Raw genomic sequence first — 23393 nt, 5'->3', positions numbered from 1 at the left:
TTACTGGCCGAACAGCCCCGACAGTCCCGGCGGCAGGCCGAGCCCACCGGTGAGCGACTGCATCTTCTCCTGCACCGCCGTCTCCGCCTTGCGGCGGGCATCGCCAAGCGCGGTGACGAGCAGGTCCTCCAGCACCTCGCGCTCTTCCGCCTTCATCAGCGAGGGATCGATCTTGATGCCCTTCACGTCCATCTTCGCGGTCATGCGCACGGCGACGAGACCGCCGCCGGAGATGCCTTCGACTTCCACGTTCGCCAGCGCGTCCTGCATCTCCTGCATCTTGGATTGCAGCTGCTGCGCCTGCTTCATCATGCCGAAAATATCGACCATCGGTGCTGTCCTTGGAAAATCGGCTCAGAGATCGTCGCCGTCGGAACCGTCGGGCGGATCGTCACTGCCATAGTCGGCGTTAATATTGGATTCCGGCGTCTCCGGGGCAAGCCTGCGGACCTCGACGACCTTCGCACCGGGGAAGCGCGACAGCACCTCCTGCACGCGCGGATCGGCCTCCGCCGTGCGCGCATGCTCCTGCTTGGCGGCCTGGTTCACCGATCGCAGCGTCGGCTGGCCCTGCTCGTTGGAGACGATCACGGTCCAGCGCCGGCCGGTCCACAACTCGAACTTGCGCGCGAGCTCGGTGATCATGGTCTTGGACGCATTGGGCTCGAGCGCGACTTCCAGCCGGCCCTCCTCGAAACGAACGAGGCGCATGTCGGATTCGAGCGCGCTCTTGGTCATGAGGTCGCGCCTCTGCCCGGCGAGCGCGACGAGCTGGGTAAAGCTCGTGACGCGGAGTACGGGCGCGGTGGCCTGCGGATCCGGCGCGGGCGCCGCCATCTGCGGCCGGGCGCCGCCGCCGCCGAACGAAGACGGCGACGAGGTCGGCATGCGAACCGGCGCCGCGGACGCAACGGGCGCCGACGGCGCGCTGCGCGCGGCACTGCCGCCGCTCACGACCGGCGAGCCGCCACCATTCTGCTCCAGCATCCTGAGGGCTTCATCCGGCGTCGGCAGATCGGCGACATAGGCGATGCGGACCAGCACCATCTCGGCCGCCGCCGCGGGGCGCGTCGCGGCCTGCACTTCGGTGATGCCCTTGAGCAGCATCTGCCACATCCGCGACAGCACGCGCATCGAGATTTTCGAGGCAAAATCCCGTGCGCGAACCCGTTCGGTCTCGCCATAGGCGACGTTGTCGGCGGTCGCCGGCACGATCTTCACGCGTGTGACGAAATTGACGAATTCGGCAAGGTCGGAGAGCACGACGATCGGATCGGCGCCGACATCGTACTGGTCGCGAAACTCCTTGAACGCGGACGCGATGTCACCGCGCGCCAGCGAATCGAACAGGTCGATGACGCGCGTACGATCCGCGAGCCCCAGCATCTGCCTGACGGCATCGGCCTTCACGGCGCCCGCCGCATGCGCGATCGCCTGGTCGAGCAGCGACAGCGAGTCGCGCACGGAGCCTTCGGCGGCGCGCGCGATGATGCCGAGTGCCTCAGCCTCGATCTCGACGTTTTCCTTGGCTGCGATGTTGGCGAGGTGCTTCATCAACACGTCGGCCTCGACGCGGCGCAGGTCAAAGCGCTGGCAGCGCGACAGCACCGTGACCGGAACCTTCCGGATCTCGGTCGTCGCGAACACGAACTTGGCGTGCTCCGGCGGCTCCTCCAGCGTCTTCAGGAAGGCGTTGAACGCCGCCGTCGACAGCATGTGGACTTCGTCGATGATGTAGACCTTGTAGCGGGCGCTGGCCGGCGCATAGCGCACGCTGTCATTGATCTGGCGGACGTCGTCGACGCCGGTGTGCGAGGCCGCGTCCATCTCCAGCACGTCCATGTGCCGGCTTTCCATGATTGCCTGGCAATGCACGCCGAGCGTCGGCATGTGGATGGTCGGGCCCTTCACCGAGCCGTCCGGCATCTCGTAGTTGAGCGCACGGGCGAGGATGCGCGCGGTGGTGGTCTTGCCGACGCCGCGGACGCCGGTGAGGATCCAGGCCTGCGGAATCCGCCCGGTCTCGAACGCATTGGAGACGGTGCGGACCACGGCCTCCTGGCCGATCAGGTCGTCGAAGGAGGACGGGCGGTATTTGCGCGCCAGCACCCGGTACGGCGTGCCAGCCTGGCTGGCGCTGTCAGGATTGGAAGGGGCGCCAGCGTCGGTCATCGGTCGATCCGCAATGGAAGTGTCTCTCGCCGGCTCTTGCGGAAAGGAGCGCGCTGACGGCTCGAGCCGCCGGCGCAATTCGCTCGGAAAAACAAGTAGGAGACTGACGAGCGACCCGATCCGGACCTCGTTAGGGCTGCTTCCTTCCGGACCTGACCCGGTTGGCGAGTGGCTCGTCCACCGCCAATCTCCCGGTCCCTATTTGGGGCCAAAAGGGCGGGAAAGCAAGCGGGGATCGGCTTGAACCGCTTGATCTTGCCCAGCATCCGGGCAATTCCGGGCCTGCCCAGCCGATAGGCTGTGCTTTCGCTGATAGGGCCGCCTTGGTATGAACGCTGCCGGAACTCCATCCAACCAGAAAAGCGATTGATCCCAATGGTTACACGTCGTGATGTTGCATCGATTGTCGGACTTGGCGCCATTGGCGCGGTGACCGCGAGCGCGCTGGCCTCGCCGGCCGTGGCCCAGGCGGCCGATCCCAACGAATCGACCTTCGCCCGCATCCGCCGCACCAAGAAGATGCGGATCGGCGCCGTTGGCGGCGGCGCGCCCTATTACATGAAGGACCTTTCCAGCGGCCAGTGGAAAGGCTTTTACGTCGACATCGCCAAGGCGCTCGCCGACGACATGGAGGCCGAGCTCGAGATCACCGAAACCACCTGGGGCAATTCGGTGCTGGATCTGCAGTCCAACAAGATCGACATCTTCTTCGGCCTCAACCCGACCCCGAAGCGCGCGCTGGTGGTGGACTTCTCCGTCCCGGTCTTCAACAACGCCTTCGGCATCCTCTGCAAGAAGGACTTCAAGCCGAAGAGCTGGGCCGAGCTGAACTCGCCTGACATCAAGATCGCGGTGGACCAGGGTTCGTCGCACGACCAGGTCGTCAGCCGCCTGACGCCGAAGGCGCAGATCTCGCGGCTCAAGACCGCGGACGATGCCACCGCCGCGCTGCAGACCGGCCGCGTCGATGCGCAGTGCCTGATCACCATGCTGTCGCTGACCGTGCTGAAGAAGAATCCCTCGCTCGGCCAGTTCGTGCTGCCGACGCCGATCTTCGCGACCACGTCGAATGCCGGCTTCCGCCGCGAGACCGACAAGACCTGGCGCGACTACGTCAACACCTGGATCGACTTCAACAAGGGCCTCGGATTCATCCGCAACGCCATCATCACCAACATGGAGCTGGTCGGCGTGACGGAGGCGGACATTCCGCCCGGCGTTTCGCTGTAGGCTTTCACACTGTCATTCCGGGGCGATGCGAAGCATCGAGCCCGGAATCTCGAGATTCCGGGCTCGCCCTTCGGGCGCCCCGGAATGACGGGGCCAACGGCACCCACGACGAGTAAACACGCATGTATCAGTGGGACTTCGGCATCCTCTGGAGCTATCGCTGGCTCTTTCTCAACGGGCTCGGCGTCACCGTCGGCTTCACCGTGGTCATCGTCGTGCTCGGTCTGGTGTTCGGCCTGTTCGGCGCGTTCGGCAGCCTGTCGCGCTTCAAGGCAGTGCGCATGCTGGCCCTCACCTTCATCGAGGCGTTCCGCTGCACGCCGATCCTGGTGCAGCTGATCTGGTTCTACTACGCACTGCCGATCCTGGCCGGTATCGACATGACGCCGATCACCGCCTCGGCGCTGGCGCTGTCGCTTTACGGCGGCTCGTTCTATTCGGAGATCATCCGTGGCGGCATCATCTCGATCGACAAGGGGCAGTCGGAAGCCGGCGCGGCGCTCGGCATGACGCCCGGCCAGAGCATGCGGCGCATAGTGCTGCCGCAGGCGATCAAGCGCATGATCCCGGCGCTGATGAACCAGTCGATTATCCAGTTCAAGAACACCTCGCTGGTCTCGGTGCTGGCGGTGCCTGATCTGGTCTATCAGAGCCAGGTCGCCGCCCATGACAGCTACCGGCCGCTGGAGACCTACACCGCGGTCGCGGTCGCCTATGCGGCGATCCTGATTCCGCTCACCATCATCGTCCGCCGCGGCGAGAAGCGACTGGCGGTCAGCGAATGAGCGACACGTCCAAGAACACTTCGAAGATCGAGATCCGGGCCCTGCGCAAGAGCTTTGGCAGCAACGAGGTCCTGAAGAACATCAGCCTCGACGTCGCCAAAGGCGGCGTCGTGGCGCTGATCGGACCGTCAGGCTCGGGCAAATCGACGCTGCTCCGCTGCATCAATCTGCTGGTCGTTCCCGACGGCGGCAGCGTCCGCGTCGGCGATACTCGCTTTTCGTTCGGCGACGGTTCGACGCTGCCGAACGTGAGGACGCTGGCAAGATTCCGCGCCACCACCGGCATGGTGTTCCAGCATTTCAACCTGTTCCCGCACATGACGACGCTCCAGAACGTCATGGAGGGACCGGTCACGGTGCGACGCATGGCCAAGGCCGACGCCGAGAAGCTCGCGCGGGCGCAGCTCGCCAAGGTCGGCCTCGCCGAGAAGGCCGACCAATATCCAGCGACGCTCTCCGGCGGCCAGAAGCAGCGCGTCGCGATCGCACGCGCGCTGGCGATGGAGCCTGACGTCATGCTGTTCGACGAGGCGACCTCGGCACTCGATCCCGAACTCGTCGGCGAGGTGCTTGCCGTGATCCAGCAACTGGCGTCCGAGGGCATGACCATGGTGATCGTGACCCACGAGATCGCCTTTGCCCGCGAGGTCGCCGACCGCCTGATCTTCATGCGCGACGGCATCGTGGTCGAGGAAGGCCCGGCGCGGCAGGTGATCGACAATCCGCAGGAAGCGGCGACGCGCGCCTTCCTCAGCCATTTCCACCGCACCGGCGCATTGCCACCGGCCAACGCAGCAACCTGATGCCTGATATCAACCGTGCCTATCTCGTGACCGGTGCCGCCAGCGGCATCGGCCGCGCCACTGCAAAGCTGCTCGCCGCGCCCGGCATCGCTTTGCTGCTGCATACCCGCTCGAACGCGGCCGGCCTCGACGCCACTGCGGCAGAGGCCGAGGCGAAGGGCGCCGTCGTCGCGAAATGCCTCGGCGATCTCGCCGAGGAGACCGCGGTCACCGATGCCGTCGCGGCAACGCAACGCGCCTTCGGCCGGCTCGACGGATTGATCCTGGTCGGCGGCCATGCCCGCCGCGGCAGCGCGATCGGCACGCCGGCGGATCAGTTCCGCCAGGCGATGGACGAATCCGCACTGGCCTTCACGCGGCTCGTCGAGGCCGCGCTGCCGCTGCTGCGCGCCGGGGCCGACGCGCGGATCGTTGCCGTGTCGTCGTTCGTCGCGCACGCGATCCGGCCCGAATTCACGCCCTTCGCAGCGACGGCTGCCAGCCGCGCCGCACTGGAAGCGCTGGTGCGGCTGTCCGCGGTCGAACTTGCGAAAGACGGGATCACCGTCAACGCGGTCGCGCCGGGCCTCATCATCAAGGACAAGCCGAGCGAGAGCCGGCTGTCACCCGAACAGATCGCCGCCACCGAGGCGCTGATCCCGATGCGCCGCCGCGGGCGGCCGGAAGAGGTGGCCGAGATCATCGCCTTCCTCGCCTCGCCAAAAGCATCCTACGTCACCGGCCAGGTCTGGCACGTCAATGGAGGCCTGACATGACCGAAGCGACCGTCGAACGTCTCAGGCTGTTCCTTATCGAAAGCCCGATCAAGATGGCCCGCCTCCAGGGCGTCGGCAACGTCAAGGGCACGGTGAAACGTGTCCTGCTCGAGCTCACGTCCAGCGACGGCATCGTCGGCTGGGGTGAAGCCGCGCCGTGGGAGGTGTTCACGGGAACGCCGGAAGCGGCATTCTCAGCGCTCGACATTTATCTGCGGCCCATCGTGCTCGGCAAACCGGTGCGCCGCATCCGCGCGCTGATGGCCGAGCTCGACCGCGCATTGGTCGGGCACGCGGAAGCGAAAGTCGCGATCGAGATGGCTTTGCTCGACATCGTCGGCAAGTCTTCTGGACTATCGGTCGCCGACCTGCTCGGCGGCCGGGTGCGCGACACGATTCCCCTTTCTTTCTCGATCGCCGATCCGGACTTTGCCGCCGATCTCGAACGCATGCGGAAAATGGTTCCGGACGGGAACGTGATCTACAAGGTCAAGACCGGCGTGAAGCCGCATCGCGAGGACCTCGAGCATCTCGAGGCGATCCGCAACGAGTTCGGCGACACGGTCGACCTTCGCGTCGACTACAATCAAGCGCTGGCTCCGTTCGGCGCCATCAAGATTTTGCGCGACGTCGGGCAGTTCGCGCCGACCTTCATCGAGCAGCCGGTGCCGCGCAACTTTCTCGACGTGATGGCGCAGCTCACCGTGGCACTGGAAACGCCCGTGCTCGCCGACGAGAGCTGCTTCGATCGCCGCGACATGATGGAGGTGGTGCGCCGCGAGGCGGCCGACGCCGTCTCGATCAAGCTGATGAAGGCCGGCGGCCTGTTCGAGGCCCAGGCGATCATGGCGATCGCCGACGTCGCCGGACTGCCCGGCTATGGCGGCACGCTGTGGGAGGGCGGCATCGGGCTGGCCGCCGGCACGCAGCTGATCGCGGCGACGCCGGGAATCTCGCTCGGCTGCGAGTTCTACATGCCGCATCACGTGCTGACCGAGGACGTGCTGGAAGAGCGAATCGCCAACCGCGCCGGTCACGTCGTGGTGCCGGATGGGCCCGGCCTCGGCATCCGCGTCAGCGAAGCCTCGATTCGCGCCAATGCGCGGGTGCTGACGGAGGCGTAGTTTCGTCATTCGGGGGCGCGCACAGCGTGAGCCCGTCCGGGATCTGCGCTCCGCTTCGCTGCGCTTGTCCGGGACGACGACCGCGTATGCAGAGACAGCGGAGCGCCCATCCTTCCCCAATCAGAATCGGTATCGTATGGTTGGACCAAACAAGCCCGAACCCATCGGGCCATCCGGAAACGCATATGTCCGAACCCGCATGGTCGCTGCACTCCCGCCTGAAAGAGGACACCATCGACATCGGCGATTTGCCGCTGTCGAAGGTGCTGGTCATCAAGGACGCGCATTATCCCTGGCTGCTGCTGGTGCCGCGGCGCCCCGATGCAGTCGAGATCATCGATCTCGACGAGGTCCAGCAGGCGCAACTGATGACGGAAATTTCCCGCGTCTCGCGCGCGCTGAAGGAGATCACCAGATGCGACAAGCTGAACATCGCGGCGCTCGGCAACCTCGTGCCGCAGCTTCACGTGCACATCATCGCGCGCCGCACCGGTGACGCCGCCTGGCCGCGGCCGGTCTGGGGCGTGATGCAGCCTCTGGCCCATGATGCCACTGAGGTGCAGAATTTCATCAGCGCGCTTCGCAAGAAAATCTGGTTGGGTTGAAAGAACAATAATGTCAGCATTCGAGTCGTTTCCGCTGGGACAGCCGGCCTTCGTCACCAACATCCTCGATCGCGCCGCGCATCTGCGCCGCGACGAGGAAAAGCTGTTCGCGATGGAGCAGAAGCCGTCGTCGCGCGCCTATGTCGTCTACCGCGACTCGCTGCTGGTGAAGCGCGAGGGCGAAAAAGTGCGCGCATTGCTGGGAATCGACGAGGCGCTGAAATGCGGCGCCAATCCCGGCACGATCTTCCTGGGATTGCGCGACGGCGCCGCGATGTTCGGCATGGGCCTGTCGCAGGCCGCTGCCGAGAAACTGGTCGGGCGCGAGGACTACATCGTCACCGAGCTGCGCGGCATGGCGATGCAGGGCGCGATCCCCCCACATGAGCTTTCGGCAGTCGCGATGGCGAAGTCGATGGTGAGCTGGCATCAGCGCCACGGCTATTGCGCCAATTGCGGCAGCCGCAGCGCGATGAAGGAAGGCGGCTGGAAGCGCGAATGCCCGACCTGCAAGGCCGAGCATTTTCCCCGCACCGACCCGGTGGTGATCATGCATGTCGCCTCCGGCGAGAAGTGCCTGCTCGGCCGCCAGAAGCAGTTTCCGCCGGGCATGTATTCCTGCCTCGCCGGCTTCGTCGAGGCCGCCGAGACCATCGAGGACGCGGTGCGCCGCGAAATCCTCGAAGAGTCCGGCATCAGTTGCACCGACGTGCAGTATTACATGACCCAGCCGTGGCCCTACCCGTCATCGCTGATGATCGGCTGCAGCGCGCGGGCGCTGAACGAAGACATCGTCGTCGATCATTCCGAGCTGGAGGATGCGCGCTGGTTCACGCGCGAGGAAGCGGCCCTGATGCTGACGCGGACGCACCCGGACGGGCTCGCCGGCCCGCATCCCTTCGCGATCGCCCATCATCTGCTCGGCCGCTGGGTGCACGACAAGAGCGGTTCCTGAGCTGAGACCGCCGATGGCCGGGATCGCGCCGCGCAGCCTCTGCGTCGGCATTCCCGTGCGCGACCTTACCTTTCGTGTCGAGGCCGTGCCCGAACGCGGCAGCAAAGCCAACGCCGGCCATTTCACAGAGATATGCGGCGGCAATGCGCTCAATGCCGCGATCGCGATCGCCCGGCTCGGCGGCCGCGTCTCGTTCGCCGGACCGATGGGCGACGTAGGGGAAACATCGAGCACCTTCATTCTCGAGCGGATGGCGCAGGAGGGCATCGAGACCACGCACATCGTGCGCATGCCGGGTCTCGCGACGCCGGTCTCCGCGATCATGATCGAGCCCTCCGGAGAACGGACACTCACGATCTATCGCGATCCCGGCCTTTGGAGCGTGAGGCTGCCCGATGCCCGCGAGCTGCTGGCCGATTGCCAGGCGGTTCTGGTCGAGAGCCGCTGCGCTGCGTTCTGCACCGAGCTCTGTGTCGAAGCACGCCGCCGCGGCATTGCAGTCGTCGTCGGCGTCGACCGCGCGATGGCACTGACCGATGGCCTGCTCACAGCCGCTTCGCACCTGCTGTTCGCCAGTGCGCAGCTGCAGGAGACCACCGGCGTGTCCGCTGACGGCGAAGCCTTGCGCCATCTGTCGCGGCTGACGCCGGCCTTTCTGGCCGCCACGCGCGGCCCGCGCGGCACCATCTGGTTGAACGAAACGGGCGAGCTGGACGAGACACCGGCGTTTCCGGTCGAAGCCATCGATACACTTGGCGCCGGAGACGTCTTCCACGGCGCTTTCACGCTGCGCCTCTCCGAAGGCGGCGATGTGCGGGAGGCGCTGCGATTCGCCGCGGCGGCCGCAGCGCTGAAATGCACCCGCCATGGCGGCGGACTCGCCGCCCCGCATCGCTTTGAAATTGAAGAGCTTTTATCCGATTACCGAGGACTAACCTTAAATTCGCCGCCAAGATTATAGACTTGCGATAGAAGATTTTTCTATATATGAGAGAAGGCAAGCGCAATAATGGAACAAAATTCTTAAAATGACTGACGCCGCCCTTCCGATTCCCGAGACCAGCCGTCGCCTGGACGCAATCGACCGCAAGATTCTGATGGTCCTCCAGGACGATGCCTCCCTGTCAGTCGCCGAGATCGGCGACCGCGTCGGGCTGTCGTCGACCCCCTGCTGGAAGCGCATCCAGCGGCTCGAGGCGGATGGCGTGATCATCAAACGGGTGGCCCTGGTCGATCAGAACAAGATCGGGCTCGGCATCTCCGTGTTCGTGTCGGTGGAGAGCGCCGACCATTCGGACGCCTGGCTGAAGAAGTTCGCCGAGGCCGTCAGCGCGATGCCGGAAGTGATGGAATTCTACCGCATGGCCGGCGACGTCGACTACATGCTGCGCGTCGTGGTCGCGGACATGCAGGCGTATGACATATTCTACAAGAAGCTGATCAGCGCGGTGCCGCTGAAGAATGTCACTTCGCGCTTTGCGATGGAAAAGATCAAGTCCGTGACCACGCTGCCGATACCGGCGGTGGTCGTGGCGTGAGTTCAGCCTGGGCCCATCGCATATGAATTGAAATCGGCGGCAAGTCGCCGCTGATCCCTGTACCGCTCCGGCCCTCGCCCTGATTGCGCATCTCCGTAAGGAGAATTTACCGGGAATTAGCTCCGATCGCCTAGATTTCGATCATGGAGGGGAAAACGGCGATTCCGTCCCGGCGGTGGCCTGCCTGGGCGAATGCGGCGGCGTTGCTGCTCGCAGGCTGGATCGCAGTTGCTATCCTCACCTTACAGGTTCGTCCGGGCGCGACAATTGTCGCAGTTGCGTTTCCGCCGTGGTGGAGCACGCAGCAGGTTTTTCAGGCTGCGGGATCGGCACAAGCCGCGATCGTTGGGGCAACCGCCCTTCCCACTCTCCTCGTCGTCCGCCCGGATGACCATGACGGACTCGCTCGCCTGCACGAGGCGGGCGCCTGGTTCGTGATGGACGCGCAAGCGGTTTCGGCATGCTTTGGCAGATAGCTCTGGGAAAGAAGACATGATTGTCGAGAACGACGGACTGGAATCGCTGCGGCAGACGACCAGCAAGATCCTCGTCGCAGCGCTTTGGCTGCATGTGCCGATCAGCGTGACGATCGGGCTGGCGCTCGGCAAGCCATGGCTCGTCCCCGCGATGTTTATGGCGATCTTCGCGCTCGCCGCGACCCTGTCCTGGCGCCTGTCCGGCAATGGCCTGTCCACACGCCTCGTGTTCTCCGTCGCATTGATGAGCGGCGTGTCGATGTTCACCTACCAGTTCGAGGGAAACCCCTGGCAGATCGACATGCACATGTACTTCTTCGCGGCGCTGGCCTGCATCGTTGCTTACTGCGATTATCGTGCAATTGCCGCGGCGACGGTTGCGGTGGCGCTGCATCACATCGCGCTGAACTTCCTGCTGCCCGCGGCGATCTATCCCGGCGGCTCCGATTTCGGCCGCGTCGTGCTGCATGCGGTCATCTTGCTGATCGAGGCCGGCGTGCTGATCGCGCTATCCCACAAGCTCCAGGAGCTGTTCGAGACCACGGCCATGAAGACAGCCGAGGCACAGGCCGCGATGGCGGCGGAAGCGCGCGCGAACAACGAGCGTAGCGAGGTCGAACAGCGCGCCAAGGACGAGCGCGAGGCGGCCAAACAGCGTCTGGCCAGCAATTTCGAACGCAGCATCGGCGGCATCGTGCAGGCGGTGGCGGTTGCCGCCAGTGAAGTCCAGAAGCTGTCATCCGCGATGAGCAACAACAGCGCCGACACCGCGCGCCAGACCGCCGCCGCGGCTTCGGCGTCGAACCACGCCTCGAGCAACGTCGAGACGGTCGCGGCTGCGACCGAGGAGCTCACCGCATCGGTCGGCAGCATTACCCAGCAGGTCGCCCGTTCCGCGGAAATCGCGGCCAAGGCCGCCGACGAGGCCCGCCGCACCAATGAAGTGGTCGAAGGCCTTGCCAGCGGCACGCAGAAGATCGGCGAGGTCGTCACCCTGATCCAGAACATCGCGAGCCAGACAAATCTGCTCGCGCTGAACGCCACCATCGAGGCCGCCCGCGCCGGCGAACACGGCAGAGGATTTGCGGTGGTCGCGAGCGAGGTCAAAGCGCTGGCGAACCAGACAGCAAAAGCCACCGAAGAGATCTCGGCGCAGATCCAGAGCATCCAGGGCGCGACCAGCAATGCCGTCAACGCCATCCAGGCGATCGGCGCGACGATCGCCGAGATCGACGAGATTTCCGGCCAGATATCGACCGCGGTCGATCAGCAAGGCCTGGCGACGCGCGAGATTGCCGGCAGCCTGCAACAGGCCGCCACCGGCACGCGGGAAGTGAATGACAACATCGTCGGCGTCAGCAAGGCGTCCGAACAGGCGGGCGCCGCCGCCTCGAAGATGCACCAGGCTGCCGCCGGACTGTCGTCGCAGTCCGAGCGTCTCAAGGCCGAGGTCGACGGATTCCTGGGGTCGCTGCGGACGGCGTAAACTGCCGCTCGAACGCGGTCATCGCCAGCCTTCGCGGGTGATGACAGCCTTGGATGCGGCAAGCGCAGGCTCTCCGGCTTGGCTCAGATCTTCTGATTGTACTCGCCGACTTCGGGATGCGTGCGCAGCACGCTGTTCACCATCTCGAACATGTCATGCATGCGCTGCTCGGAGACGGGGCTCTCGACCACGACCACGAGCTCGGGCTTGTTCGAGGAGGCTCGCACCAGGCCCCAGCTGCCGTCCTCGACCGTGACGCGCACGCCGTTGACGGTGACGAGATCGCGGATCGCCTGGCCGCCGATCTTCGCACCCTTCGCCTGTAAATCCTCGAAATGCTTCACGACCTGATCGATGACGCCGTATTTGACCTCGTCGGCGCAATGCGGCGACATCGTCGGCGATGACCAGGTTTTTGGCAGCGCGTTCTTCAGATCGGCCATCGACTTGCCGGGCGCACGGTCGAGCATGTCGCAGATCGCGAGCGCCGAGACGAGACCGTCGTCATAGCCGCGTCCATATGGCTTGTTGAAAAAGAAGTGGCCGGACTTCTCGAAGCCGGCGAGCGCGCCCGTCTCGTGGGTGCGGCGCTTCATGTAGGAATGACCGGTCTTCCAATAGGTGGTCTTGGCGCCCTGCTTCTGCAACACCGGATCGGTGATGAACAGGCCGGTCGACTTCACGTCGACGATGAACTGTGCGTCCTTGTGGATCGCCGACATGTCGCGCGCCAGCATCACGCCGACCTTGTCGGCGAAGATTTCCTCGCCGGTGTTGTCGACGACGCCGCAGCGGTCGCCGTCACCGTCGAAGCCGAGGCCGACATCGGCCTTGTGCTGCAGCACCGCATCGCGGATCGCGTGCAGCATTTCCATGTCTTCAGGGTTCGGATTGTATTTCGGGAAGGTGTAGTCGAGCTCGGTGTCGAGCGGGATCACCTCGCAGCCGATCGCTTCCAGCACCTGCGGCGCGAATGCGCCGGCGGTGCCGTTGCCACAGGCCGCGACGACCTTGAGCTTGCGCGTCAGCTTCGGACGGCTGGTGAGATCGGCGATGTAACGCGCCGGATAGTTTTCGTGGAACTGGTAGGAGCCGCCGGCCTTGTTCTTGAAATCGGCGTTGAGCACGATCTCCTTCAGCCTCGTCATCTCGTCGGGGCCGAAGGTCAGCGGGCGGTTGGCACCCATCTTCACGCCGGTCCAGCCATTGTCGTTGTGCGAAGCGGTGACCATGGCGCAGCAGGGCACGTCGAGATCGAACTGCGCGAAATAGGCCATCGGCGTCACCGCAAGCCCGATGTCGTGCACCTTGCAGCCCGCTGCCATCAGGCCGGAGATCAGCGCGTATTTGATCGAGGCCGAATAGCCACGGAAATCATGGCCGGTGACGATCTCCTGCCTGACGCCGAGCTCCGCGATCAGCGCGCCCAGCCCCATGCCGAGCGCCTGGATCCCCATCAGGTTGATTTCCTTCTGGAACAACCAGCGCGCGTCGTATTCGCGAAAGCCGGTCGCCTTCACCATCGGCTCGGATTCGAAGGCGTAGGTGTTGGGCAACAATACGGATTTCGGCTTGGGAAACATTGAGGCGGTCTCGTGAAAATGGCGGGAATTGGTGCAGCCTTAGCGAATGCCGGGCCGCAGCGGAAGGCGGGAATGGCAGCTTATGGATGATAATTGCGGCAGTTTGGTAACGGGGGAGATCTGACCGCGGGAGCAGTCAAAACAGAGGCGTTTTTGAAATATACGGTCGCAGGAGCCTCTGGAGACCCCTACTGCTCCAGCACCATCTGGCCGTTGGCGTATTCGAAGCGCTTGAGGCGTGACAGGAAGGACAGGCCGAGCAGGTTCTCGGAGAGCGCCTCGTCGGGCAGCACCATGGCGTCGACGTCGCGCACGATCAGGCCGCCGACGTCAAGCATGGCGATGCGGGTGCGGGCGGCCTTGATGGTGCCGTTGGCGGTGGAGACGGTGGCGTTGTACTCGCCGCGCGAGGGCCGCAGGCCGAAGCGGGCGGCGGAGGTCTCGTTCAGCGCCACCACGGAAGCGCCGGTGTCGATCATGAAGCCGATGCGCTGGCCGTCGATCCGGCCTTCGGTCTGGAAATGACCGCGACCGTCGCGGGGGATATTGAGGCTGCGGCCACCGGCCGTGGCCGCGACGGCGACCGTCGTCCGCGGTGCTGACGTCGCGGAGGCGGAACTCATCCTGTCCGCCATCTGCGCCATGTACGTGCCGAGACCGATCAGAACGGCCGCGATGATCATAATGTTACGCATCACACCACTTCCGAGCCGAAAGCCCGATTTCACCACGCTCCGCGCCGGTCCGCGAGCGACGCCGCGGCATGGCCGGTGTCATTTTGACGAAAAGGATGAGCGAACGGTTAATGCGCGTTCGTGGCTTCTCACGTCCCGCGCGGCTTCACCCGCCGGGTCGGCAGCGCACTTGCCGGATCCTCCGGCCAGGGATGGCGCGGATAGCGGCCACGCAGGTCGGAGCGGACGGCGGCGTAACTGCCGCGCCAGAAACCGGGGAGATCGCGCGTCACCTGCACCGGGCGCTGCGCCGGCGACAGCAATTCCAGCACCAGCGGCACCTTGCCGGCGGCGATCGACGGATGGGTGTTGAGGCCGAACAATTCCTGCAGCCGCACCGCGATAGTCGGCCCCTGCTCGGCCTCGTAGTCGATCGCAAGCACGGTGCCGGTCGGCGCCTCGAAATGCGTCGGCGCCTCGCGGTCGAGCCGCGCGCGCATCTCCCAGGGTACCAGCGTCATCAGCGCATCTGAGAGATCTCCGGCCGAGATGTCCTTAAGCGCGATCTTGTCGTAGAGCGCCGGCACCAGCCAATCGTCACGCCGCGCGATCAGCCCGACGTCCGACAGGTCAGGCCAGCTGTCGCCCTCGGCTTTGCGCAGGAACATGACGCGATCTCGCCATTGTTTTGCAGCCTTCGACCAGGGCAACCGATCGAGGCCCGCTGCGATCAGACCGTCGGCAAAGATCCGCGCGGTGTCCTCCGACGGCGAGACCGCAAGCGTCGCCTCGGAGAGCGTGATCGCGTGCAGCATCCGCTTGCGCCGCGCCCGCAGCGCCATCGCGCTACGATCGAAGGAAATGTCGTCGACGGCTTCGATATGCTCGGCGAAGTGCCGCTCGATCTCGTCCTGCGTGATTTGCGCGGCCAGCAATATGCGGCCGCTCGCCGCCGTTCCCGTCATTTCGCCGATCGCGATATAGGGCGCGCGGGCGAGCGATGAGGTCTGCTCGACGGCCGCGCCGCGGCCATTGGCGAGCACGAAACTGCCGTTGCCGCGGTTGCGCGCGACGCGATCCGGGAAGGCGTAGGCGAGCATCAGGCCGGTAGAGAGATCCTCCTGCGCCCCCGCTTTTTCCGACGCCGCGACCTGGGAGGCCCAGCGCCGGGCCAAATCGCGCGCGCTGGCGGCCCGCGGCGAACGGTCACGGCGGAACTGGTCGCGCCGGTGCTCGAGATCGGCGCTGTCGCCCCCTAACCCGCGTTCGGTGAGAATGGCGGCGATCTCGGCGGCGGCTTCGCCCTCGCCTGCGCGATGTGAATCCACGATCATGCGCGCCAGCCGTGGCGGCAACGCCAGCGCGCGCAGGCTCTTGCCTTCTGCGGTGATGCGGCCATCGCCGTCGAGCGCGTTGAGCTCGGAAAGCAGGCTTTTCGCCTCCTTCCAGGCCGGTTGCGGCGGCGGATCAAGGAACGACAGCGCGGCAGGATCGGAGACTCCCCATTGCGCGAGATCGAGCACCAGCGAGGACAGGTCGGCGCTGAGGATTTCCGGTTGGGTGTAGGGCGCGAGCGAGGCGGTCTGCGGCTCGTCCCAGAGCCTGTAGCAGATGCCCGGCTCGGTACGGCCGGCACGCCCGCGGCGCTGATCCGCCGCTGCGCGCGAAACGCGTACAGTCTCGAGCCGGGTCAGGCCGATATCCGGTTCGTAGCGCGGCACACGGGCGAGACCGGAATCGACCACGATGCGGACGCCTTCGATGGTAAGTGAGGTTTCCGCGATCGAGGTCGCCAGCACCACCTTGCGCGTGCCCCTCGGCGGAGGTGAGATAGCGCGGTCCTGCACAGCGGCGTCGAGCGCCCCAAACAGCGGCACAATCTCGATGCTGGCATCCTGAACGCGCTCGGCCAGAAAATTCTGGGTGCGGCGGATTTCGGCGGCGCCCGGCAGGAACGCCAGCACGGAGCCGCCATCGGCGCGCAGAGCCGAGGCGATCGCATCCGCCATCTGCCGCTCGATCGGCGCATCGGCCTTGCGGCCGAGATAGCGCGTCTCGACCGGAAAAGCGCGGCCTTCACTCTCGACGACAGGCGCGTCGCCCAGCAGCTTTGCGACGCGCACGCCGTCGAGCGTCGCCGACATCACCAGGATGCGCAGATCCTCGCGCAGGCCGGTTTGGGCATCGCGTGCCAGCGCGAGGCCCATATCGGCATCGAGCGAGCGCTCGTGGAATTCGTCGAACAGGATTGCGGCAATGCCCGAGAGTTCGGGATCGTCGAGAATCTGGCGGGTGAAGATGCCCTCGGTCACCACCTCGATGCGGGTCGCGCGCGAGATTTTCGAGCCGAAGCGGACGCGGTAACCGACGGTTTCGCCGGCGCGTTCATGAAGCGACTTGGCCATGCGATCGGCGCTGGCGCGCGCAGCGATACGGCGCGGCTCCAGGACGATGATCTTCTTGCCCCTGGCCCAGGGCGCATCGAGCAGCGCCAGCGGCACACGGGTGGTTTTGCCCGCGCCCGGAGGGGCTACAAGCACGGCGGCGTTATGCGCCTCCAGCGTGCGCGAGAGGTCGTCGAGCACGGCATCGATTGGGAGGGGCGTGTCGAAGCTGCGGGGCAAGTATTTGGGTCCCGTCATCACCCGCTTTGTGCGCAATTGCGCACTGGGGCGGGTGATCCAGTAAACAGAGGTCCCAATCCTCACGAAGATCGGGATTACTGGATACCCCGCCTTCGCGGGGGATGACAATCATATGTCGCGATCAGCCCTGCGCCGACGGGCGGCCGACGCTTTCGTAGGTGAAGCCGGCCGCACGCATGTCTTCGGGGCTATAGATGTTGCGGAGGTCGACGACGACGGGTTGAGCCATGGTCGCCTTCAGCCGGTCCAGATCGAGGCCGCGGAACTGCACCCATTCGGTGACGACGACGAGCGCGTCGGCGCCTTGCGCGCAGGAATAGGCATCCTCACAATAGGTGATGTTGGGGAGTTCACCCTTGGCCTGCTCCATGCCGACGGGGTCGAACGCCCTCACCTTCGCGCCCATGTCGATCAGGCCGGTGACGAGCGGGATCGACGGCGCGTCGCGCATGTCGTCGGTGTCGGGCTTGAAGGTGAGGCCGAGCACGGCGACGGTCTTGCCGCGCAGCGAGCCGCCGAGCGCCTGGCTGACCTTGCGCGCCATCGCGCGCTTGCGGTTCTCGTTGACCGCCAGCACGGATTCGACGATGCGCAAGGAGACGTCGTAGTCCTGCGCGATCTTGATCAGCGCCTTGGTGTCCTTCGGGAAGCACGAGCCGCCGAAGCCGGGACCCGCGTGCAGGAACTTGGTGCCGATGCGGTTGTCCAGGCCAATGCCGCGCGCGACCTCCTGGACGTTGGCGCCGACTTTCTCGGAGAGGTCCGCGATCTCGTTGATGAAGGTGATCTTGGTCGCGAGGAACGCGTTCGCGGCGTATTTGATCATCTCGGCGGTGCGCCGTTCCGTGAACATCAGCGGCGCCTGATTCAGCGACAGCGGACGGTAGATGTCGCCCATCACCTTGCGGCCGCGCTCATCGGAGGTGCCGACCACGACGCGGTCGGGAAACTTGAAGTCGCGGATCGCAGCGCCTTCGCGCAGGAACTCAGGGTTCGAGGCGACGACGACGTCGGCCTTGGGATTGGTCTCGCGGATGATGCGCTCGACCTCGTCACCGGTGCCGACCGGCACGGTCGACTTCGTCACCACCACGGTGAATCCGGACAGCGACTGCGCGATCTCTTTCGCGGCGGCGTAGACATAGGACAGATCGGCGTGACCATCGCCGCGGCGCGAGGGCGTACCGACCGCGATGAACACCGCGTCGGCATCCGCCACCGGCTTCGACAGGTCGGTGGTGAAGTCCAGACGCTTGGCCTTGACGTTGGTCGCGACCAGTTCGTCGAGGCCGGGCTCGTAGATCGGGATCTCGCCGCGATGAAGCGCAGCGATCTTCTTCTCGTCCTTGTCGACGCAGGTGACGTCGTGACCGAAATCCGCAAAGCAGGCTCCGGACACCAGTCCCACATAGCCCGTTCCGATCATCGCGATGCGCATGAAAAACCCTGTCTTGGCTTGGTTAACGAAACCCCAATGCGGGGCGGTTTAGCACTTTCCCGGCCTGAGGGAACAGTCGGCACACAAAAACCGGCATGCGAATTGTACCGGTAAAGAAATCGTAAACCGCAAGGCCCCACACTGCTTCACGCCCGCACAGAACCGGGCGGAGCACGCCTCGAAAAGGGACACCATGGCAGCAATCGGCACAATCGCCGCCAGCAGAGGCGTCAACGCCCCGGCTACCGCGCGTATTGACTGGATCGACTACGCCAAGGGCATCTGCATCGTGATGGTCGTGATGATGCATTCGGTCCTGGGGGTCGAGCTCGCCGCCGGCGAGGCCGGTTTCATGCATGTCTTGGTGGCCTTCGCAAAGCCGTTCCGGATGCCGGATTTTTTCCTGATTTCGGGCCTGTTCCTGCCCTTGGTGATCGATCGCGACTGGCGAACCTATCTTGACCGCAAGGTGGTGCATTTCGCCTATTTCTATGTCGTCTGGGTGACAATCCAATTCGGCTTCAAGGCGCCGGCCTTCGCAGCGGAGACAAGCTGGCGGGACGTCGGCCTGCTGTATCTGGAATCCTTCATCGAGCCGTTCGGCACGCTCTGGTTCATCTATCTGCTGCCAATCTTCTTCGTCGTCACAAAATTGACACGGCGATTCCCGCCGCCGGCGATCTGGCTCATCGCCGCTGCGCTGGAGACGGCGCGCATCTCGACAGGCTGGACCGCGATCGACGAGTTCTGCGCGCGCTTCGTCTATTTCTACTCGGGCTATCTGTTCGCGCCTTACGTGTTCGCCCTGTCGGATCGCGCACGCAGCCATCCTCCGTCGGCACTGGCCGCGCTCGCGACATGGGCACTGGTCAATGCCGGCCTCGTCGAGGCCGGGGCCAGCGAATGGAAGATCGTCTCGCTCGTGCTCGGCTTTGCCGGCGCCTGCGCCATCATCATCATGGGCACGCTGCTCGCTCGCGCCCAGTGGTTGAATTTTTTCCGCTTCTGCGGCGAGCATTCGATCGTGATCTATCTCGCCTTCTTCCTGCCGATGGCAGCGACGCGGACGCTGCTGCTGCGCACGGGTATCATCCCCGATATCGGCACAGTATCGCTGATCGTCACCATTGTCGGCGTGATCGGAGCGCTGGCGATCTGGCAGGTCGCGCTGCGGTTCGGTGCCGGTTTCCTGTTCGAGCGCCCGGCTGCGTTCTGGATCGCGCCGAAGAAAGCGGGACCGATGTTGCAGGCGGCGGAATAGTCCCGCCACATTATCCGCGCGGACGGGCGGAAAAGCGGCACCCCGCTTAGATCGCGCCCTGGATCTTCACGCCATTCTTGAGCGCCTCAAGCTTGCCGCGAAAACCCTCGGCATCACCAAAATCCGCGAAGCCCTGGTAGTAAGGGTGCGGCCCCAGCATCCGACGGGCATGTTTGATCGGGCACCAATAGATCTCGGTGCGAGCCGCCACCTCGCGGACAAAGGCGACCATGCCGTTGGCGTAGGAGCAGTAGGCGCAATTGAGCTTCTCGATCGCGTTCAGATAGGCAAGATGGTGGCGATCGAACACCAGGTAGTCGCGGCGCCGCACCTTGGGAATCCCATAGACCGGAAAGCAGAACGACTGATAAAGCTGCACGGTGAGATCGAGGACCACGATCGGAACGAACATCGAGTAGATCACCGGCGCTGTCAGTACGCTCAGGGGATGGGCGTCGAGAAGATAGCGCGACAACCGCGTCTTGATCGCCCGTTGAGCCTCCAGCACCTCCCGCTCGAAGATGATCCTCTGGTTTTCGACCCGGAAGCGCAATTCCTCCCGCCGTTTAGCCATTTCGACCTCGATCTCGGCCTCGACGGATCGCAGCTTCTCCATCAGCGTATCGAGTTGCGAAGTCATGGCTTGTCCTCTCGGTTGGCCCGGCACAGGGACATGGAATGGCCGCCCACGCAATCAAATCCGCGTTCCGCGAACGGGCGCAAAAATCGTGACACATTTCTCACGGCGGGCTGTCAATCTGCGCAAAAATTCATACAGTGCGGCCATGCCCAAAACCGCCCCGAAGACCGCCGCCAAAGCCGACACCAAACCCGCTGCTGACAAGCCTGCTGCCAAACCGGTCGCAGCGAGAGCGGCCGGCAAGGGCGACCACATCTTCCTGGTCGACGGTTCCGGCTACATCTTCCGCGCCTATCACGCGCTGCCGCCGCTCAACCGCAAGTCCGACGGCTTGCAGGTCAATGCCGTGCTCGGCTTCTGCAACATGCTGTGGAAGCTGCTGCGCGACATGCCTGCCGACAATCGGCCGACGCATCTCGCCATCGTGTTCGACAAGTCCGAGGTCACCTTCCGCAACAAGATCTATCCCGAATACAAGGCGCACCGGCCGCCGGCGCCTGACGATCTGATCCCGCAATTCGCGCTGATCCGCGAGGCCGTGCGCGCCTTCGACCTGCCCTGCCTGGAACAGGGCGGCTTCGAGGCCGACGATCTGATCGCGACCTATGCGCGGCAGGCCAGCGACCGCGGCGCCACCACGACCATCGTGTCCTCCGACAAGGATTTGATGCAGCTCGTCAACGACAAGATCACGATGTACGACACCATGAAGGATCGGCGCATCGGCATCCCCGAGGTGATCGAGAAGTTCGGCGTGCCGCCGGAGAAGGTGGTCGAGGTGCAGGCGCTCGCCGGCGATTCCACCGACAACGTGCCTGGCGTGCCCGGCATCGGCATCAAGACCGCGGCGCAGCTGATCGTGGAATATGGCGACCTCGAGCAGCTGCTGTTCCGGGCCACGGAGATCAAGCAGCCGAAGCGGCGCGAGGCTCTGATCGAGAATGCCGAGAAGGCGCGGATCTCGCGCCAGCTGGTGCTGCTCGACGACAAGGTCGAGCTGGAGGTACCGCTCGACGATCTCGCCGTTCACGAGCCCGACGCACGAAAGCTGATTGCCTTCCTGAAGGCGATGGAATTCACGACGCTGACGCGCCGCGTCGCCGATTATTCGCAGATCGATCCAGCCAATGTCGACGCCGACGTGGCGAACAGCAGCGAGGCGCGCGGCGGCGACAGTGCGGCCAAGACAACATCGTCCGGAACATCAGGCGACCTCTTCGCAACCCCTGCCGCAACGGCCAAGGGCGGCGACAAGGGCGACAAGGCCGCGAGCCTCAAGGGCGCGCCGATCTCGCTGGCTGCGGCGCGCGAGGAAGCGTTGCGCAAGCTTCCGGTCGATCGCGGCAAATATCAGACGATCAAGACGCTCGCCGAACTGAACGCCTTCATCGCGCGCATCCGCGATGCCGGCCATGTCGCGATCGAGATCCGTGCGAACTCCATCGACCCGATGCAGGCCGATTTCTGCGGCATCGCGCTGGCGCTGGCGCCGAACGAGGCCTGCTACCTGCCGCTGGCGCACAAGCAGTCCGGCGGCGGCGCCGGTCTGTTCGACGCCGGTCTCGCGCCCGATCAGGTCAGGCATGACGACGCGATCGAAGCGCTGCGGCCGGTGCTGGAAGCATCAGGCATCCTCAAGATCGGCTTCGACGTCAAATTCACCGCCGTGATGCTGGCGCAACACGGCATCACATTGCGCAATACCGACGATGCGCAATTGATCTCCTATGTGCTCGATGCCGGCCGCGGTTCGCACGGGCTGGAAGCGCTCGCCGAGCGCTGGTTCGGGCATGCCATGCTGAAGGTGAGCGAGCTACTCGGCAGCGGCAAGGGCAAGATCACCTTCGACCAGGTACCGATCGACAAGGCCGCGCCGCTGTCCGCCGAAGGCGCCGACATGGCCCTGCGCGTCTGGCGCGTGCTCAAGCCGCGTCTTGTTGCCGAGCACATGACAACGGTCTACGAGACGCTGGAGCGGCCGCTGGTGTCGGTGCTCGCACGCATGGAGCGGCGCGGCATCTCGATCGACCGTCAGGTGCTGTCGCGGCTGTCCGGCGATTTCGCCCAGACCGCGGCCCGCGTCGAAGCCGAGATCCAGGAGATCGCTGGCGAGCCGGTCAATGTCGGCAGCCCCAAGCAGATCGGCGACATCCTGTTCGGCAAGATGGGATTGTCCGGCGGCACCAAGACCAAGACCGGCGCGTGGTCGACCACCGCGCAGGTGCTGGACGAGCTCGCGGAGCAGGGCCATGACCTCCCGAGGAAGATTCTGGAGTGGCGCCAGGTCTCGAAGCTGAAATCGACCTACACCGACGCGCTGCCAACCTACGTCAATCCGCAGACCCATCGCGTGCACACCACCTACGCGCTGGCCGCGACCACGACGGGCCGACTGTCGTCGAACGAGCCGAACCTGCAGAACATTCCGGTTCGCACCGAGGACGGCCGCAAGATCCGCCGCGCCTTCATCGCCAGCCCCGGCCACAAGCTGGTCTCCGCCGACTATTCGCAGATCGAGTTGCGGCTGCTGGCGGAGATTGCCGACATTCCCGTGCTCAAGCAGGCGTTCAAGGACGGCCTCGACATTCACGCCATGACGGCCTCCGAAATGTTCGGTGTGCCGATCGAGGGCATGCCGAGCGAAGTCCGCCGCCGCGCCAAGGCGATCAATTTCGGCATCATCTACGGCATCTCGGCGTTCGGCCTTGCCAACCAGCTCGGTATCGCGCGCGAGGAAGCATCCGCCTACATCAAGAAGTACTTCGAGCGCTTCCCCGGCATCCGCGCCTATATGGACGAGACGCGCGACTTCTGCCGGAGCCACGGCTACGTCACCACGCTGTTCGGCCGGAAGATGCACTATCCCGACATCAAGGCCTCCAACGCCTCGGTGCGCGCCTTCAACGAGCGCGCCGCGATCAACGCGCGGCTGCAGGGCACCGCCGCCGACATCATCCGCCGCGCCATGACGCGGGTGGAGGACGCGCTCGCCGAGAAGAAGCTCTCGGCGCAGATGCTGCTCCAGGTGCACGACGAACTGATCTTCGAGGTGCCGGACGCCGAGGTCGCGGCGACCCTGCCGGTGGTGCAGCATGTGATGCAGGACGCGCCGTTCCCGGCGGTGCTGCTGTCCGTGCCGCTGCACGTCGATGCCCGCGCGGCGAATAATTGGGACGAGGCGCATTGAGGCTTTCTTCACTTCTCCCCGTAAGAACGGGGCGAG

General features: G+C 65.0%; 20 protein-coding genes and 1 other RNA gene. 13 read left to right on the top strand and 8 right to left on the bottom strand.

All coding sequences use genetic code 11. The annotated features are described in order from the left end of the window. The 3 genes from WHZ77_RS02380 to ffs form a co-directional block, all read right to left on the bottom strand. Window positions 1-330, bottom strand: a complete 330-nt coding sequence (locus WHZ77_RS02380) for a YbaB/EbfC family nucleoid-associated protein (protein WP_151645054.1) — start codon at window positions 328-330, stop codon at window positions 1-3. A 24-nt stretch (window positions 331-354) separates the two neighbouring features. Then, window positions 355-2172, bottom strand: coding sequence for a DNA polymerase III subunit gamma/tau (locus WHZ77_RS02375; protein WP_375312215.1), 1818 nt, complete (start codon window positions 2170-2172; stop codon window positions 355-357). Between the two features lie 95 nt (window positions 2173-2267). Then, window positions 2268-2364: signal recognition particle sRNA small type (gene ffs, locus WHZ77_RS02370), an RNA gene on the bottom strand. Between the two features lie 183 nt (window positions 2365-2547). On the opposite strand from ffs, the gene WHZ77_RS02365 reads away from it, so the two are divergent. The 11 genes from WHZ77_RS02365 (at window position 2548) to WHZ77_RS02315 (ending at window position 11929) form a co-directional block, all read left to right on the top strand. Further along, window positions 2548-3402, top strand: a complete 855-nt coding sequence (locus WHZ77_RS02365) for a transporter substrate-binding domain-containing protein (RefSeq protein WP_375312214.1) — start codon at window positions 2548-2550, stop codon at window positions 3400-3402. A 122-nt stretch (window positions 3403-3524) separates the two neighbouring features. Next, window positions 3525-4187, top strand: a complete 663-nt coding sequence (locus tag WHZ77_RS02360; RefSeq protein ID WP_375312213.1) for an amino acid ABC transporter permease — start codon at window positions 3525-3527, stop codon at window positions 4185-4187. Next, entirely contained in the window at window positions 4184-4990 is an 807-nt protein-coding gene (locus WHZ77_RS02355) for an amino acid ABC transporter ATP-binding protein (protein ID WP_375312212.1), read from the top strand. The genes WHZ77_RS02360 and WHZ77_RS02355 overlap by 4 nt, the downstream gene beginning before the upstream one ends. After that, complete coding sequence (locus tag WHZ77_RS02350) at window positions 4990-5745, top strand: SDR family NAD(P)-dependent oxidoreductase (RefSeq protein WP_375312211.1); 756 nt, start codon at window positions 4990-4992, stop codon at window positions 5743-5745. The genes WHZ77_RS02355 and WHZ77_RS02350 overlap by 1 nt, the downstream gene beginning before the upstream one ends. Then, the gene (locus WHZ77_RS02345) at window positions 5742-6869 is read left to right on the top strand and encodes a muconate cycloisomerase family protein (RefSeq protein ID WP_375312210.1); all 1128 of its coding nucleotides are present in this window, start codon (window positions 5742-5744) and stop codon (window positions 6867-6869) included. Before WHZ77_RS02350 ends, WHZ77_RS02345 begins: the two co-directional genes overlap by 4 nt. Window positions 6870-7054: 185 nt before the next feature. Next, entirely contained in the window at window positions 7055-7474 is a 420-nt protein-coding gene (locus WHZ77_RS02340) for an HIT domain-containing protein (RefSeq protein ID WP_015689085.1), read from the top strand. Window positions 7475-7484: 10 nt separating this feature from the next. Continuing rightward, window positions 7485-8429: an NAD(+) diphosphatase gene (gene nudC / locus WHZ77_RS02335; protein WP_375312209.1), complete on the top strand. Its 945-nt coding sequence runs from the start codon at window positions 7485-7487 to the stop codon at window positions 8427-8429. Between the two features lie 13 nt (window positions 8430-8442). Beyond that, entirely contained in the window at window positions 8443-9390 is a 948-nt protein-coding gene (locus WHZ77_RS02330) for a sugar kinase (protein ID WP_375312208.1), read from the top strand. A gap of 67 nt (window positions 9391-9457) precedes the next feature. Beyond that, window positions 9458-9967, top strand: a complete 510-nt coding sequence (locus WHZ77_RS02325; RefSeq protein WP_375312207.1) for an Lrp/AsnC family transcriptional regulator — start codon at window positions 9458-9460, stop codon at window positions 9965-9967. A 143-nt stretch (window positions 9968-10110) separates the two neighbouring features. After that, the gene (locus WHZ77_RS02320) at window positions 10111-10443 is read left to right on the top strand and encodes a hypothetical protein (RefSeq protein ID WP_375312206.1); all 333 of its coding nucleotides are present in this window, start codon (window positions 10111-10113) and stop codon (window positions 10441-10443) included. 16 nt (window positions 10444-10459) lie between these two features. Continuing rightward, window positions 10460-11929 (top strand): methyl-accepting chemotaxis protein, encoded by a 1470-nt coding sequence (locus WHZ77_RS02315; protein WP_375312205.1) that lies wholly within the window; start codon window positions 10460-10462, stop codon window positions 11927-11929. Between the two features lie 83 nt (window positions 11930-12012). On the opposite strand, the gene WHZ77_RS02310 is transcribed toward WHZ77_RS02315, so the two are convergent. The 4 genes from WHZ77_RS02310 to WHZ77_RS02295 all read right to left on the bottom strand — a co-directional run bounded on the left by WHZ77_RS02310 (window position 12013) and on the right by WHZ77_RS02295 (window position 18269). Next, a complete protein-coding gene (locus tag WHZ77_RS02310; RefSeq protein WP_375312204.1) occupies window positions 12013-13512 on the bottom strand; it encodes a phosphomannomutase/phosphoglucomutase in 1500 nt (499 codons plus the stop codon). Window positions 13513-13700: 188 nt separating this feature from the next. Continuing rightward, entirely contained in the window at window positions 13701-14207 is a 507-nt protein-coding gene (locus tag WHZ77_RS02305; RefSeq protein WP_375312203.1) for a TIGR02281 family clan AA aspartic protease, read from the bottom strand. Window positions 14208-14335: 128 nt separating this feature from the next. Then, entirely contained in the window at window positions 14336-16810 is a 2475-nt protein-coding gene (gene hrpB / locus WHZ77_RS02300; protein ID WP_375314882.1) for an ATP-dependent helicase HrpB, read from the bottom strand. Between the two features lie 142 nt (window positions 16811-16952). Next, window positions 16953-18269: a UDP-glucose dehydrogenase family protein gene (locus WHZ77_RS02295; protein WP_375312202.1), complete on the bottom strand. Its 1317-nt coding sequence runs from the start codon at window positions 18267-18269 to the stop codon at window positions 16953-16955. A 193-nt stretch (window positions 18270-18462) separates the two neighbouring features. Here WHZ77_RS02295 and WHZ77_RS02290 point away from each other — a divergent pair, with 193 nt between their 5' ends. After that, window positions 18463-19530, top strand: a complete 1068-nt coding sequence (locus tag WHZ77_RS02290; RefSeq protein WP_375312201.1) for an acyltransferase family protein — start codon at window positions 18463-18465, stop codon at window positions 19528-19530. A 46-nt stretch (window positions 19531-19576) separates the two neighbouring features. On the opposite strand, the gene WHZ77_RS02285 is transcribed toward WHZ77_RS02290, so the two are convergent. Further along, the gene (locus tag WHZ77_RS02285) at window positions 19577-20170 is read right to left on the bottom strand and encodes a hypothetical protein (RefSeq protein WP_375312200.1); all 594 of its coding nucleotides are present in this window, start codon (window positions 20168-20170) and stop codon (window positions 19577-19579) included. Between the two features lie 145 nt (window positions 20171-20315). Between WHZ77_RS02285 and polA the strand changes: the two genes are divergently transcribed. Next, window positions 20316-23357, top strand: coding sequence for a DNA polymerase I (gene polA, locus WHZ77_RS02280; RefSeq protein ID WP_375312199.1), 3042 nt, complete (start codon window positions 20316-20318; stop codon window positions 23355-23357). The last annotated feature ends 36 nt before the right edge of the window (window positions 23358-23393 follow it).

Source organism: Bradyrhizobium sp. A5 (assembly GCF_042076515.1).
In the GTDB taxonomy this organism is placed as follows: domain Bacteria; phylum Pseudomonadota; class Alphaproteobacteria; order Rhizobiales; family Xanthobacteraceae; genus Bradyrhizobium; species Bradyrhizobium cosmicum.
The sequence above is the reverse complement of the archived record's forward strand: the minus strand, read 5'-3'. Positions and strand labels throughout refer to the sequence as shown.

Bases quoted from the DNA above. Each gene is read 5' to 3' on its own strand.
- WHZ77_RS02380 (WP_151645054.1), bottom strand. From the start codon at position 330: ATGGTCGATATTTTCGGCATGATGAAGCAGGCGCAGCAGCTGCAATCC.
- WHZ77_RS02375 (WP_375312215.1), bottom strand. From the start codon at position 2,172: ATGACCGACGCTGGCGCCCCTTCCAATCCTGACAGCGCCAGCCAGGCT.
- WHZ77_RS02365 (WP_375312214.1), top strand. From the start codon at position 2,548: ATGGTTACACGTCGTGATGTTGCATCGATTGTCGGACTTGGCGCCATT.
- WHZ77_RS02360 (WP_375312213.1), top strand. From the start codon at position 3,525: ATGTATCAGTGGGACTTCGGCATCCTCTGGAGCTATCGCTGGCTCTTT.
- WHZ77_RS02355 (WP_375312212.1), top strand. From the start codon at position 4,184: ATGAGCGACACGTCCAAGAACACTTCGAAGATCGAGATCCGGGCCCTG.
- WHZ77_RS02350 (WP_375312211.1), top strand. From the start codon at position 4,990: ATGCCTGATATCAACCGTGCCTATCTCGTGACCGGTGCCGCCAGCGGC.
- WHZ77_RS02345 (WP_375312210.1), top strand. From the start codon at position 5,742: ATGACCGAAGCGACCGTCGAACGTCTCAGGCTGTTCCTTATCGAAAGC.
- WHZ77_RS02340 (WP_015689085.1), top strand. From the start codon at position 7,055: ATGTCCGAACCCGCATGGTCGCTGCACTCCCGCCTGAAAGAGGACACC.
- nudC (WP_375312209.1), top strand. From the start codon at position 7,485: ATGTCAGCATTCGAGTCGTTTCCGCTGGGACAGCCGGCCTTCGTCACC.
- WHZ77_RS02330 (WP_375312208.1), top strand. From the start codon at position 8,443: ATGGCCGGGATCGCGCCGCGCAGCCTCTGCGTCGGCATTCCCGTGCGC.
- WHZ77_RS02325 (WP_375312207.1), top strand. From the start codon at position 9,458: ATGACTGACGCCGCCCTTCCGATTCCCGAGACCAGCCGTCGCCTGGAC.
- WHZ77_RS02320 (WP_375312206.1), top strand. From the start codon at position 10,111: ATGGAGGGGAAAACGGCGATTCCGTCCCGGCGGTGGCCTGCCTGGGCG.
- WHZ77_RS02315 (WP_375312205.1), top strand. From the start codon at position 10,460: ATGATTGTCGAGAACGACGGACTGGAATCGCTGCGGCAGACGACCAGC.
- WHZ77_RS02310 (WP_375312204.1), bottom strand. From the start codon at position 13,512: ATGTTTCCCAAGCCGAAATCCGTATTGTTGCCCAACACCTACGCCTTC.
- WHZ77_RS02305 (WP_375312203.1), bottom strand. From the start codon at position 14,207: ATGCGTAACATTATGATCATCGCGGCCGTTCTGATCGGTCTCGGCACG.
- WHZ77_RS02295 (WP_375312202.1), bottom strand. From the start codon at position 18,269: ATGCGCATCGCGATGATCGGAACGGGCTATGTGGGACTGGTGTCCGGA.
- WHZ77_RS02290 (WP_375312201.1), top strand. From the start codon at position 18,463: ATGGCAGCAATCGGCACAATCGCCGCCAGCAGAGGCGTCAACGCCCCG.
- WHZ77_RS02285 (WP_375312200.1), bottom strand. From the start codon at position 20,170: ATGACTTCGCAACTCGATACGCTGATGGAGAAGCTGCGATCCGTCGAG.
- polA (WP_375312199.1), top strand. From the start codon at position 20,316: ATGCCCAAAACCGCCCCGAAGACCGCCGCCAAAGCCGACACCAAACCC.